Genomic DNA, 12,939 nt, shown 5'->3' with positions numbered 1-12,939 from the left:
AATGCTAGAAAAAATAAAGGCCGCGCGATGGCGCAGCCTTGGAAAATGTGGCTCCCCGGGCCGGATTCGAACCGGCGACCTGTCGATTAACAGTCGAATGCTCTACCGCTGAGCTACCAGGGATCACTGCTTGGCGCGGTGTGAGTGCGCTAATACAAATGCTTGCCCGATTTGCCAAGCGGTTTTTTCAAAAAAATGAAATGAACTTGTAATTGGACGGTCTGCGCCCATCTCTGGGAAATGACAAATAGCAATGATCGCCAAGAGACAAGGGGCAACGAAAAGCGCAGACGGCGGGCAGGGCGCTTCGGTATCGACCACATAAACCACAGGCTTGTGCTCGGCTCCTTCAGCATCGACATGCCGCGCTCACGCATCGGGCGGATGGCAATCGGTGCGGCCCTCGTCTTGTGCGGCTTGCTGGGCTTTCTTCCGATCCTCGGTTTTTGGATGCTGCCGCTCGGCCTCCTGGTGCTCTCGCATGATCTTTCCATAGCGCGCCGGCTTCGGCGCCGGCTGGCCGTCTGGTGGCACCGGCGGCGAGGACCGGCCGGGTGACGGCGGTCGCCGCAGAACTCCGCGGAACTGTGGATCGCTTTTCGCACTCGTAATTTATGGAGCTCCAAACGCGCCGCAAACCCCGGGGTGAGGTAATGAAGGTGTTCTTGATTGTCGTCCTGTCAGCGGCGGCGATTCTTTCTGCAAGCTCCGCCGGAGCCCAGGCCGTCGACAGCCGCGGATTTGATGCCAGCGGTATCTGCCGTCGTCCGGAAGGCTGCGTTATCGACCAAGGCCAGGGCGGCGGCTATAGCGGGCCTCGCAACTATCGCAATTTTAACGGCCGCAATGAGCGCGATGGCGAGAACGACCGCGGCCGGGACGATCGCCGCTACCGCTCCCGGAGCAGGAGTTCGCTTGCAACGGTCAGCATCGTTGCCTGATTGCGCCCTGACGGCTGTCGGGATCGAGAGGCATGGATCCCGGCGCATGCGGTTCTAATTCGATCTCAGTTGGCTTTCCTCGAAAATCCCGCCATGGCCCGGATCGAGGTCGGTTGCCATCAACAGGCTGCAGGCGGCCAGAAGCAGAACGAGCTTCAGTCCGTAGGAGACCATTGAGATCGGCCCTCGACGCGCCGGCGAGACGCGTGATGGCGCGATATAGTACTGGTAGTAGAAATGTGGATCGTTCGTTTCCAGCAGGTTCTGGTAGACATGCGGGGGAATGTCGGCATGTCGTACCGCCGCGGATCCGGAGAACTTAACGCGGAGATCGCCGGTTTCGGCATTATACACCGCACGTCCCTGATTTGACTTGAGGGCAGCCCATTCCATACAGCAGCTCCTATACCCTCCCGGGGCAGAAGATGGCGGGCAGGCGTTCGAAGTCAAGCTAAGAGTTGGTTCAAATGCTGTGGTTGGTTCGAAACAGGGCGTGATCGCCGAGAGGAAGTTTCAGCCCCGGCCGAGCGGCGGCTGCATTCGGCGCGATCGTATCGAAATTAACGAGGATTCACAATTGTTTATCAGCGGTGGGGAGATATTGGAGGCCTCGCCCGGAATTGAACCGGGGTACAAGGATTTGCAGTCCTCTGCGTCACCACTCCGCCACGAGGCCTCACGTGCTCATTATCTGAGCCGTGGCGAGCGTTTAGAATGATCGTAAGGAAATCGCAAGAGGGCATTTTGCAAAAACGCCATTCCGCGGCAGCCGAGACGACCGTTTTTCCATCAGGGCCAGGCCTCGCTCCAACTTGTTGCAAGCGGCGTGCGTAGCACACCTCCGCCCGCATGAGATTGTGGCTGGCGTCGTCAGAGCCGTGCCTGAGCGCGCGCTCCTCAGGTCGTTTCACCGTCCAGCAGGCCGCAGCAGAAGATGCCGATGAGCGCTGCGAGGATGAAGAAATCGAACAGCGTGAGATATTCGAAAATCGCAGACATGGCCTGCTCCTCCCATTTCCTCCGATGCAAATCATACCATGAAGGGGCAAGGGATTCCACGTTTGGGCTGCCGCGTCTTGTCCCTCCCGTGGCGCGAAAGAGGCGTTCGCCGGATTCTTTTCGTCGACTGCTGCCAAGCCTTGAAAGCATCCGTGTCGGAGATTAAGAGACAGGGGACAGGAACCGCTTTTCAAGAGCGAGAGGACATGATGGATTTCGAAGCAGCGCGCGCAAAGATGGTCGACAACCAAGTTCGCACGACGGACGTTACGTCGCATTCCGTGCTGACGGCGTTTCTCACGGTGCCGCGTGAGGCTTTCGTGCCGGAGAAGGCAAAGCTCCTGGCGTACGTCGACAACGACGTCGAGATCTCCGCTGCCGCACCGGGCAAGCCCGCCCGCTTCCTCATGGAGGCTTCGCCACTCGCAAAGCTGCTGCAACTGGCGGCCATCAGCAAGGATGATTTCGTACTCGAAGTCGGTTGCGGCACCGGTTACACATCGGCGCTGCTGTCAATCATCGCCGGCTCCGTCATCGCGCTCGAATGCGACGAGGCGCTGGCCGCCGAGGCGAAGGCAAAGCTTGCCGGCTACGGCAAGGTCGAAGTTGTGACCGGTCCGCTCGAAAAGGGCTATGCTGCCGGCGCTCCCTATGACCTGATCTTCATCAATGGCGCGGTCGAGGAAGTTCCGGTCGCTCTTCTCGGTCAATTGCGCGATGGCGGCCGTCTGGTCACGGTCGAAGGCCATGGCAATGCAGCCCGCGCCAAGGTCTTCGTCGCCGAGCGCGGCGCCATTTCGGAGAATGTCTTCTTCAACGCTTCGGTCAAGCCGCTGCCGGGTTTTGCCAAGGCGCGCGAATTCGTTTTTTGACGCTGTTTTCCTCGGTGAATTTAAGAAAAGGGCGCCGATGGCGCCCGTTTTACTGCGCGCCGCGTGACTTTTCAGGCGCGCAAATGACGCTGTGACGACTTGTATCGGCGCATCCGCCCTCAATCGATTCCGATTTCGGGGCGGATTCGTTTGCGCTGCCGGAAACCTTCACAAATATCATTTATCCTGGCGCCTTGGCCGCGAATTGCGGACGGCAATCATTGGGTAACAAAACTGTGCATGGCCGCATTCATTTGATTCGCGATGATTTTTTTCACGTCTGGGGTATTCTAAGGTCGTGGTGATTCGGATGAACGCTCCACACCATCCGGTCGTTGTTTTGGGATAACGGGGATAGATATGGCTCAGCCAAGTGTAGCGCGTGAACCGTCCATGGAAGAAATTCTGGCGTCCATCCGCCAGATCATCGAAAGCAATGAACCCGGCGCCGGCAAGGCGATATCCGCATCCCTGCCGCCGGTTTACGGCGCCGATAGGGACGTAAACGGCTCCGAGATCCATCTGACGGTCGATGACGCCTATGCCGGCGGGGAGTTTCCCGAACCGGCCATGCGCTCTTCCGATCCGCGTTTTGTCGCCGCCAATTCGGCGGGCACTGCCCCCGAGACAGAAGCGCCGGCCCGCGCGCTGTCGCTGGCCGATGTCGCCGCCCGCGTGCGCGCCGCCTCCGAGCGCAGCGCCGTGCAGGCTGGCCAGGCCCTGCGCGAAATTCCGAGCGGCTTCCGCCAACCCGAACCGCAGCTCACCGTGATGCCGGAACCGCCGCGCACCGCAGCCCCGCAGCCGCAGCCGGCACAGTCTATCTTCCCGGCTGCCGCTGCACCCGTTCCCCCTGTTGCCCCACAGCAGCCAACCGAGCCGGCGTTTGTCGAAACGGCACGGGTCGCCGTCGCCGAGCCGGCCGGCGCCGTCGAAACAGCGCCGCCGGCTTTGGAACCCGCTGGTTCGTCGACCGAGCGTTTCCTGCCGAGCGTCGTCGAGGAGGTTCAGCCGACGCTGCTTTCGGAAGATGCCGGCCTGCAGATCAGCCGCTCCTTCGAGGAGCTTGCCGCGGCGATCGACGGTGCGGAGCGCCGCTCGCTGGATGAAATCGCCGAGGACATGCTGCGCCCGATGCTGCGCGAATGGCTCGATGATAATCTGCCGACGCTGGTCGAGCGGTTGGTGCGCGAGGAAATCGAGCGCGTGGCGCGCGGCCCGCGCCGCTGATCGGATTGCATTTTCTTGGAAAGGCCGCTCCGGTCTCCGGGGCGGCTTTTTTATTGACTTGGCCGTGGCCATCCTATTTACAAACGCCCATCCTCGAACCTCGAAATTGGTCAGAAAATGCTCGACAAGACCTATGATTCCGCTGCCGTCGAACCGAAAATCGCCGCCAAATGGGATGAAGCGGACGCTTTCCGCGCTGGCGCGAACGCCAAGCCCGGGGCCGAGACCTTCACCATCGTGATCCCGCCGCCGAACGTCACCGGTTCGCTCCACATGGGTCACGCGCTGAACAACACGCTGCAGGACATACTGGTGCGGTTCGAGCGCATGCGCGGCAAGGACGTGCTCTGGCAGCCGGGCATGGATCACGCGGGCATCGCAACCCAGATGGTGGTCGAGCGCAAGCTGATGGAACAGCAGCTGCCGGGCCGCCGCGAAATGGGCCGCGAAGCCTTCATCGACAAGATCTGGGAGTGGAAAGCGGAATCGGGCGGCCTGATCTTCAACCAGCTGAAGCGCCTGGGCGCGTCCTGCGACTGGTCCCGCGAGCGCTTCACCATGGACGAAGGACTGTCCCAGGCCGTTCTCGAGGTTTTCGTCACGCTCTACAAGGAAGGCCTGATCTACAAGGATAAGCGGCTCGTCAATTGGGACCCCAAGCTCCTGACGGCGATCTCCGACATGGAGGTCGAGCAGCACGAGGTGAAGGGCCATCTCTGGCATCTGCGTTATCCGCTCGAGCCGGGCGTCACCTATCAATATCCGATTGCTTTCGACGAGGAAGGCAAGCCGACTCAATTCGAGACGCGTGATTATATCGTCGTCGCGACGACGCGGCCGGAGACGATGCTCGGCGATACCGGCGTTGCCGTGAACCCCGAAGACGAACGTTACAAACAGATCGTCGGCAAACATGTCATCCTGCCGATCGTCGGCCGCAAGATTCCGATCGTCACCGATTCCTATGCGGATCCGACGGCCGGCACGGGCGCGGTGAAGGTCACACCGGCCCATGATTTCAATGACTTCGACGTCGGCAAGCGCGCCAAGCTGCGCGCCATCAACATCATGAACGTCGACGGCACCATTGCAATCAAGGACAATGAGGATTTCCTCGAGGGCCTCGACAATCCGGCCGCACTGCACGGCGCCTGGGATCGCCTGGAAGGGCAGGACCGTTTCTATGCGCGCAAGGTCATCGTCGAAATCTTCGAAGAGGCCGGCCTCCTCGAGAAGATCGAACCGCATAAGCATATGGTCCCGCATGGTGACCGCGGCGGCGTGCCGATCGAACCGCGGCTGACGGAACAATGGTTTGTCGACAACAAGACATTGGGGCAGCCCGCCCTGGATTCCGTTCGCGAGGGAAGAACCCGGTTTATTCCGAGGAACTGGGAAAACACCTATTTCAACTGGCTGGAAAACATCGAGCCCTGGTGCATTTCCCGCCAGCTCTGGTGGGGGCATCAGATTCCCGCATGGTATGGTCCCGACGGTCAGGTCTTCGTCGAAAAGACCGAGGAAGAGGCGCTGCAGGCGGCGATCCAGCATTACCTCTCGCACGAAGGGCCGATGAAGGCGTATGTCAAGGACCTGCTCGAAAACTTCAAGCCCGGCGAAATCCTGACGCGTGACGAGGACGTGCTCGACACCTGGTTCTCTTCTGCGCTCTGGCCTTTCTCGACACTCGGCTGGCCCGAGGAGACGCCGGAACTTGCACGCTATTATCCGACGAATGTTCTGGTCACCGGATTCGACATTATCCCGTTCTGGGTGGTTCGCATGATGCAGATGGGTCTGCATTTCATGAAGGACGACAATGGCGATCCCGTCGAGCCCTTCCATACCGTCTACATTCACGCGCTTGTGCGAGACAAGAACGGGCAGAAGATGTCGAAGTCGAAAGGCAACGTCATCGACCCCCTGGAACTGATCGACGAATACGGCGCCGACGCACTGCGCTTCACCCTGGCGATCATGGCCGCACAGGGCCGCGATGTGAAGCTCGATCCGGCCCGCATCGCCGGCTACCGCAATTTCGGCACCAAGCTCTGGAACGCCACGCGATTTGCCGAGATGAACGGAGCAAAGAGCGATCCGCATTTTGTGCCGGAGGCGGCCGAACTCACCATCAATCGCTGGATCCTAACGGAACTTGCCCGAACGGAACGTGACGTTACGGAAGCGCTTGAAGCCTTCCGTTTCAACGACGCCGCCGGCGCCCTTTACCGCTTCGTCTGGAACCAGGTCTGCGACTGGTATCTCGAGCTTCTGAAGCCGGTCTTCAACGGCGAGGACGAGGGCGCCAAGGCCGAAGCCCAAGCCTGCAGTGCTTTTATTCTCGAAGAGATCTACAAGCTGCTGCATCCCTTCATGCCCTTCATGACCGAAGAGCTCTGGGCGCATACGGCAGGTGAAGGCAAAGAGCGCGACACGCTGGTCTGCCATGCCGAATGGCCGTCGCCGTCCTATGCCGACGACGCGGCTGCCGACGAGATCAACTGGCTGATCGACCTCGTCTCCGGCATTCGTTCCGTGCGCGCCGAAATGAACGTGCCGCCGTCGGCCACCGCGCCGCTCGTCGTCGTCAAGGCCAACAACCTGACGCGCGAAAGGCTGTTCCGCCACGACGCCGCCATCAAACGGCTCGCGCGTGTCGAGGCGATCTCGCTCGCTGACGATGCGCCGAAGGGAGCAGCCCAGATCGTCGTCGCCGAGGCCACCGTCTGCCTGCCACTCGGCAGTCTGATCGACCTGTCCGCCGAAAAGGCGCGTCTCGAAAAGGCGATGGCCAAGATGGAAGGCGAGATGTCGCGGGTTGACGGCAAGCTCTCCAACGAGAAGTTCGTCGCCAATGCCAATCCCGAACTGGTCGAGGCTGAGCGCGAGCGTTTAGAGGAACTGAAGGGTCAGATGGCGAGCCTGAAGATCGCCCTTTCCAGGGTGAGCGAAGCCGGATAAGCTTCGTCGCCCATTTTGGTAGTTATTTCAAAGACGCGCCTGGCCTCGGGCGCGTCTTTTGTCGTTCGGGCGGGCGTGATTCGGTCCTGAAAGCGGTTGATTTCAGGCGCTCAGCCTGTGGATTGTGGCCCTGCTGGCATCCAAAGGGCGAAAACTGGTACTGTTGTCGGATTGATACAGCTTCCGCAATGTTTGGAATGAAAACCCAAAAGCTCCGCGAATAACCAATAACTCTGGAATAAAATTTTATTAACCAGATTTTTTGACGTGTCCGTCAATTTCTTTACGTAAGTTGGCTCTTGCAATGGCCGGCAGCGCTGCCGTGGGGCGCGTTGCCATGTCAGGCGAACACTTACTAGAGTGGCGTCACATCAATTGCTGGAGTGGGGGAGACGCAATGGCATCGCGTAGGTTTTCCAAGGGCGCAACGTCGCTCGTTCTTCTTTCGTCGCTCGCATCGCCGTCCTTCGCCGGCGGTCTGGAGCGCGGCGGCTATAATATCGATCAGCTGTTCGATACGTCGCCTTTTTCGTTCCAATCGGGCGTTACCTACGTCACCCCGCAGCGCAAGCTGAAGGACGTCCGCGACACGAATACGTCGATATTTACGGGTGGTGGCAATCTGAACAGCCGCCCGAACAGTGCCGACGAGACCTCGAATTACACTATCCCCTATATTGGCTTTAAGGCTGGTTTCGGCGACGCAATCGACTGCCTTGTCGATTATTCCGAACCCTTTGGTGGCCATTCCGATCCGGGTTTGAACTGGGCTGGCGCCAACGACAACATCGAAACGGAAATCAAGACCCGCAATTATGGCGGCACTTGTTCGTATCGTTTTGACGTCGGTCCCGGGCAGCTTCGCTTTATCGGCGGCGCCTTCTATCAGGAAGTCGAAGGCTTCAAGGAACGTCTGGTTTCAACGCTTCCGCTTCTGCTCGGCACCGGCACCGGCGTCGGTCGCCTTGACCTCGAAGACAGCGGCTGGGGCTGGCGCGCTGGTCTTGCTTACGAGATCCCGGAATATGCTATGCGTGCAAGCCTGGTTTATAACAGCCGCGTCAAGTACGACGACCTGACCGGAACTGTTGATCTGCGTCAGGTTCCGGTTGTGCCGGTATATGGAGGCCTAATCACGCCCGTGTCCGGTTCCGCAGAGGCTCCGGACTCTCTGGAGTTGAAGGTTCAGACTGGTATAGCTCCGGATTGGCTTGCATTCGGATCGGTTAAATGGACGAATTGGAGCGTCCTGCAGTCGGTAGCATTCTGCCCGACCAACGGCCTGTCGTGCCCCGTGGGTGGTCTGACCTCGCTCGACCTTCTTTATCGTGACGGCTGGACGATCTCCGGTGGTGTCGGCCACAAGTTCACCGATCAATGGGCCGGTGCGGTAAGCCTGACCTGGGACCGCGGCACCAGTCAGGGCTACGGTTCGCAGACAGACAGCTGGACGCTGGGTGTCGGTGCAGCCTACACGCCGACCGAACATATCGAATGGCGCATCGCTGGCGCCGTGGGTCTGTTGACGAGCGGTTCGTCCGGCGTTGTGACCCAGGACGGCGTCACCTATGGAGATAAGGTCTCCTATTCCTTTGGCAACGATCTGGTCACTGCACTGTCGACGAGCCTCAAGGTTAAGTTCTAATACTCCGATTTGAAGAATTGAAAGCCCGGCACTGCCGGGCTCTTCTATTTTTACGTCCGTTAATCATACTATTCCCATGCCGATTTGTGACGATTCAGCAACACTTTTTTACGACGGTTGGCATATGGTGGCTGCGCGGCGAATTTGTCTATTTCCCGCCACAAAGAGAGCGCAGCGCTATTGGCAGGCAAGAAGACGGCAGACGTAGGGTGTGTGTAAAGAGTAGCATGGGTCAATTTTTTTCCGGCAACAGCAGGTCATGCGGCGCGATTGGCGACAGTCGTTCGATTGCGGACGTTTCGCTTTTTGGACAAGGCTGTTCCGGCCGCAGATCCAGCCTTGCAACGAGGTTGTCGATTCGTTCAATGCCGGTTTTTTCGACCCGTGCGCCTGAGCAGCGCGGCTTTGGCGGAGAAGCCGATACCGGTTTCGTCACATTTGCTGTTTACCAAAGCGATAAGGGCAGGAAGGCGGATGCCGCGCCTGCCAAAGGAATGCCAGACAGATTGCAGTCGGGCCATGCCGGGAGCCGGGTGGTTCTAGATGCCATGCTGAAAATTCCGCCTTTCGGAAAAGGCCAACGGGCTGGATGCGACGCGGGCAAAGGGGCCATGGAGCCCGCCGCGGGATCGCTCGCCTCGAATGAATACATCCATCGTCTGTCCGGCGCCGGCGCCGGCTGTGTGCGATGAACGAAAGAAATCGGTTGAAATGGTAACGTCCGAGTTCAAATTGTTCAAGTTCATGCTGATGGGCTTAGGGATCGCGCTGGCAATGTCCGGCCCGGTTCGCGCTTTCGACATCAAGAGCGACGTCAGCAAGGAATCCGGTCCGTTCGACCTCTTCAAGTTCGGCTTCAAGGCCTATAAAAACGGACAGAAGGAGGAGGCGGTCGAAGCTTACAAATACGCCGCCGAAAAAGGTCATACCGGTTCGCGCTGGGCGCTCGCCAATATGTATGCCGACGGCGACGGCGTGACCCAGGATGATTTCGAAGCCTTCAAGATCTACAGTGAGATTGCCCAGCAGGGTGTCGAACCCGGCTCGGAAGACACCGGCTTCTTCGTCAACGCGCTTCTCTCGCTCGCCAATTACTACAAGCACGGCATATCGGGGAGCCCGGTCAAGATCGATCTCACCCAGGCCCGCCAGCTTTATTTCCAGGTAGCCTCCACCTTTGGCGTTCCCGAGGCGCAGTTCCAGTTGGCGCAGATGATGCTGGCCGGCGAGGGCGGCAATGCCAGCCCGCAGCAGGCGAAGAAGTGGTTGAACCAGGCGCGCAAGAGTGGCCATCCCGGCGCCATGGCGGTTTTCGGAAATATTCTCTTCGACGAAGGCCAGACGGCCCGCGGTCTCGCGCTGATGACCGCCGCTCTCGACCGCTGCAAGCCCAAAGACTGCAGCTGGATGGAAGCGCTGCAGGAGCAGGCTTTCTCGGTTGCGAACGAGGCCGACCGCCGCACGGCGGTATCGCTCTCGCACGCCATTGCGAGCGGCTCCGACGACTGAAGCCTGCTTGCAGCGCCCTGTCGCGTGTTGCGATGACGCGGTGCTACGGACTGCGAATGTCAGGCCGCAAAATCGAAATACGCGACGACAGGCACGTGGTCGGACGGCTTTTCCCAGGCCCGCACATGTTTTTCGATCGCCGCCGACGTCATCCGGTCGGCAGCCTCCGGTGACAACAGCAGGTGGTCGATGCGGATGCCGTTGTTCTTCGGCCACGCCCCCGCCTGATAATCCCAGAAGGAATAGAGCCGCGTCGCATCCGTCGTCGCGCGCACTGCATCGGTCAGCCCGAGATTTTCGAGCCTGCGGAATGCCTCCCGCGTCCGCGGCAGAAATAGCGCATCGTTTTCCCAGACCTTGGGGTCGAAGCAGTCGTGCGGCTCGGGGATGACGTTGTAGTCGCCGGCGAGCACCAGAATCTCCTCATAGGCGAGGCGCTCGGCCGCAAACACCCGCAGACGCTCCATCCAGGCGAGCTTGTAGGGATATTTCTCCGTTTCAACAGGATTGCCGTTCGGCAGATAGATGCAGCAGACGCGCAGAATGCGCGTGTCCGGCAGTGTGAACACCGCCTCGAGGAAACGGGACTGTTCGTCCAGCGCATCACCGGGCAGGCCGCGGTTGACTTCGGAAGGCGAAGTCTTGGAGAGGATAGCCACACCGTTGAAGCCCTTCTGGCCGTGCGTCTCGACGTGATAGCCGAGCGCTTCGATCTCCAGCCTGGGAAAACCTTCGTCGATCGTCTTGATCTCCTGCAGGCAGACGATATCGGGATCGGAATCCTTGAGCCATTGCGTCAGATTGTCGATGCGCGCCTTGACGCCGTTGATGTTCCAAGTCGCGATCTTCATCTCTTCGTCCTGTTCCGCTGCGTGCGCTTCTTTTATCGTGGTCTTTCACAAATGGACAAGACGATAAACCGGCCGAAGACACTTCTTCGGCCGGTTCATTGGGACAGTGCGATTCGTCTGGATATTCAGATCGAGAAGCTGGTGCCGCAGCCGCAGCTTGCCACCGCATTCGGGTTCTTGATCTGGAAGGATTGACCAAGCAGATTATCGACGAAGTCGATTTCCGAGCCAGCCATGTAGACGAGCGACAGGCTGTCGATCAGCACTTTTGCGTCGTTCTTTTCGACGACGACGTCGTCGTCGCCCGCGCTGTCGGCAAGGTCGAACTTATAGGAAAAGCCCGAACAGCCACCGCCTTCGACCGAAACGCGCAGCGCGCTCTTGCCGGCCTCCGCGCCGATGATCGCAGCGATACGCTTTGCCGCGGCATCTGAAAGGGTTACACTCGTATCCGTCATGTTTCCTCCTGCCGGGGTCAAGATCCGGAGAGAATGGGTTTTGGCACTGAAATGTTCAAATGCCTGATATCAAAAGAACTTACCATGATCTTCGCAAAAAGGCCATGATGTGCGAAACGGTCGGCAGGCGCCTCTTTGCCGTTTGTCGGGCTATAAGTATGAACAGGGCAGAGCGGCGTCAATGGGCAGATGCGGCAACAGGCAGAATGACGGTGAAGAATGACGGTTGACAGGCGGGCTTTGGGTTTCGGCGGCAGCGAAAGGGCGGTCTATGCAGCAGACCCCTGGACGACGCGTGGGCGTCTCTATCCGGAAGACGGCAGCCCCACGCGCTCGGACTTCCAGCGCGACCGCGACCGCATCGTCCACACGACAGCCTTCCGCCGCCTGAAGCACAAGACCCAGGTCTTCATCGCCCAGGATGGCGATCACTACCGCACTCGGCTGACGCATACGATCGAGGTGGCGCAGATCGCCCGCGCGCTCGCACGCGCCCTGAAACTCGACGAGGATCTGGCCGAAGGCGTGGCGCTCGTGCACGATTTCGGCCACACGCCGTTCGGCCATACCGGCGAGGATGCACTGCACGAGGTGCTGCTGCCTTATGGCGGCTTCGACCACAATGCCCAATCGCTGCGCATCGTGACCAAACTCGAGCGGCGTTATGCCGAATTCGACGGCATCAACCTGACATGGGAAAGTCTCGAAGGCCTCGTCAAGCACAATGGTCCGCTGCTGACGCCCGAGGGTGTCGGCACACGCGGCCCGGTTCCGCAGCCGATCCTCGATTATTGCGAACTGCACGATCTCGAGCTTGCGACCTACGCCAGCCTTGAGGCCCAGGTCGCGGCGATCGCCGATGACATCGCCTACAACACCCACGATATCGACGATGGTCTGCGCTCCGGATACCTGACCTTCGACGTGCTGGAGGAAATCCCGTTTCTGGCCGGGTTGATGGCCGAGGTGAGGGCGCGGTATCCGCATCTGGAGCCGAGCCGCTTCACCCACGAGATCATGCGCAGGCAGATCACCCGCATGGTCGAGGACGTGATCGGCGTCGCCCAGCAGCGTCTTTCAATTCTTCGCCCTGAGAGCGCAGGTGACATTCGCGCTGCCGACCGGGTCATCGCCACCTTCTCCGACGCGATGGCCGAAACCGACAGGCAGATCAAGGCGATGCTCTTCAAACGCATCTACCGCAATCCCGATATCATGCGTATCCGCGCTGGCGCTGCCCAGATCGTCACCGATCTTTTCGGCGCATACATGGCGAGCCCCAAGGAGATGCAAAGCCATTACTGGGTCGATCATATCGCTGGCCTCGCCGATGCGCCGAAGGCTCGCCATGTCGGCGACTATTTGGCCGGTATGACCGACACCTATGCAATCAGTGCCCACAGGCGATTGTTTGACCACACTCCGGATTTGCGATAGGCAGCGGTCGCCCGCCGAAGGCCGATTTGCGCCCTT

12 protein-coding genes and 2 tRNA genes are annotated in these 12,939 nt (G+C 59.7%); 9 read left to right on the top strand and 5 right to left on the bottom strand.

The window, feature by feature from the left end; all coding sequences use genetic code 11:
* Positions 1 to 48: 48 nt before the first annotated feature.
* Positions 49 to 123: transfer RNA gene (locus GGI60_RS12150), tRNA-Asn, on the bottom strand.
* 117 nt (positions 124 to 240) lie between these two features.
* Here GGI60_RS12150 and GGI60_RS12145 point away from each other — a divergent pair.
* Both GGI60_RS12145 and GGI60_RS12140 read left to right on the top strand, forming a co-directional pair.
* Positions 241 to 558, top strand: coding sequence for a hypothetical protein (locus tag GGI60_RS12145; RefSeq protein WP_183915983.1), 318 nt, complete (start codon positions 241 to 243; stop codon positions 556 to 558).
* A 95-nt stretch (positions 559 to 653) separates the two neighbouring features.
* On the top strand, positions 654 to 941 hold the full coding sequence (locus tag GGI60_RS12140; protein WP_183915981.1) for a hypothetical protein: 288 nt from the start codon (positions 654 to 656) through the stop codon (positions 939 to 941).
* 54 nt (positions 942 to 995) lie between these two features.
* Here the strand turns inward: GGI60_RS12140 and GGI60_RS12135 are convergent, their stop codons facing one another.
* Together GGI60_RS12135 and GGI60_RS12130 are read right to left on the bottom strand one after the other, a co-directional pair.
* Complete coding sequence (locus GGI60_RS12135; RefSeq protein WP_183915979.1) at positions 996 to 1,334, bottom strand: KTSC domain-containing protein; 339 nt, start codon at positions 1,332 to 1,334, stop codon at positions 996 to 998.
* Between the two features lie 209 nt (positions 1,335 to 1,543).
* Positions 1,544 to 1,617: transfer RNA gene (locus GGI60_RS12130), tRNA-Cys, on the bottom strand.
* Positions 1,618 to 2,146: 529 nt separating this feature from the next.
* Here GGI60_RS12130 and GGI60_RS12125 point away from each other — a divergent pair.
* From GGI60_RS12125 to exoR, 6 genes are all read left to right on the top strand, one after another.
* The gene (locus GGI60_RS12125) at positions 2,147 to 2,812 is read left to right on the top strand and encodes a protein-L-isoaspartate O-methyltransferase (protein WP_183915978.1); all 666 of its coding nucleotides are present in this window, start codon (positions 2,147 to 2,149) and stop codon (positions 2,810 to 2,812) included.
* Positions 2,813 to 3,172: 360 nt separating this feature from the next.
* Entirely contained in the window at positions 3,173 to 4,042 is an 870-nt protein-coding gene (locus tag GGI60_RS12120) for a DUF2497 domain-containing protein (RefSeq protein ID WP_183915976.1), read from the top strand.
* Between the two features lie 117 nt (positions 4,043 to 4,159).
* Positions 4,160 to 7,003 (top strand): valine--tRNA ligase, encoded by a 2,844-nt coding sequence (locus GGI60_RS12115; RefSeq protein WP_183915974.1) that lies wholly within the window; start codon positions 4,160 to 4,162, stop codon positions 7,001 to 7,003.
* Between the two features lie 397 nt (positions 7,004 to 7,400).
* On the top strand, positions 7,401 to 8,648 hold the full coding sequence (locus GGI60_RS12110) for an OmpP1/FadL family transporter (protein ID WP_183916310.1): 1,248 nt from the start codon (positions 7,401 to 7,403) through the stop codon (positions 8,646 to 8,648).
* A 227-nt stretch (positions 8,649 to 8,875) separates the two neighbouring features.
* Positions 8,876 to 9,340, top strand: coding sequence for a hypothetical protein (locus tag GGI60_RS12105; RefSeq protein ID WP_183915972.1), 465 nt, complete (start codon positions 8,876 to 8,878; stop codon positions 9,338 to 9,340).
* A 19-nt stretch (positions 9,341 to 9,359) separates the two neighbouring features.
* A complete protein-coding gene (gene exoR, locus GGI60_RS12100) occupies positions 9,360 to 10,157 on the top strand; it encodes an exopolysaccharide production regulator ExoR (RefSeq protein WP_183915970.1) in 798 nt (265 codons plus the stop codon).
* A gap of 59 nt (positions 10,158 to 10,216) precedes the next feature.
* On the opposite strand, the gene xth is transcribed toward exoR, so the two are convergent.
* A complete protein-coding gene (gene xth / locus GGI60_RS12095; RefSeq protein WP_183915968.1) occupies positions 10,217 to 11,008 on the bottom strand; it encodes an exodeoxyribonuclease III in 792 nt (263 codons plus the stop codon).
* A 125-nt stretch (positions 11,009 to 11,133) separates the two neighbouring features.
* Entirely contained in the window at positions 11,134 to 11,466 is a 333-nt protein-coding gene (erpA, locus tag GGI60_RS12090; RefSeq protein ID WP_183915966.1) for an iron-sulfur cluster insertion protein ErpA, read from the bottom strand.
* 219 nt (positions 11,467 to 11,685) lie between these two features.
* Here erpA and GGI60_RS12085 point away from each other — a divergent pair, with 219 nt between their 5' ends.
* Positions 11,686 to 12,903, top strand: a complete 1,218-nt coding sequence (locus tag GGI60_RS12085; protein ID WP_183915964.1) for a deoxyguanosinetriphosphate triphosphohydrolase — start codon at positions 11,686 to 11,688, stop codon at positions 12,901 to 12,903.
* Positions 12,904 to 12,939: the final 36 nt, after the last annotated feature.

The sequence above is a fragment of the Rhizobium lentis genome (assembly GCF_014200175.1).
Lineage (GTDB): Bacteria > Pseudomonadota > Alphaproteobacteria > Rhizobiales > Rhizobiaceae > Rhizobium > Rhizobium mulingense.
The sequence above is the reverse complement of the archived record's forward strand: the minus strand, read 5'-3'. Positions and strand labels throughout refer to the sequence as shown.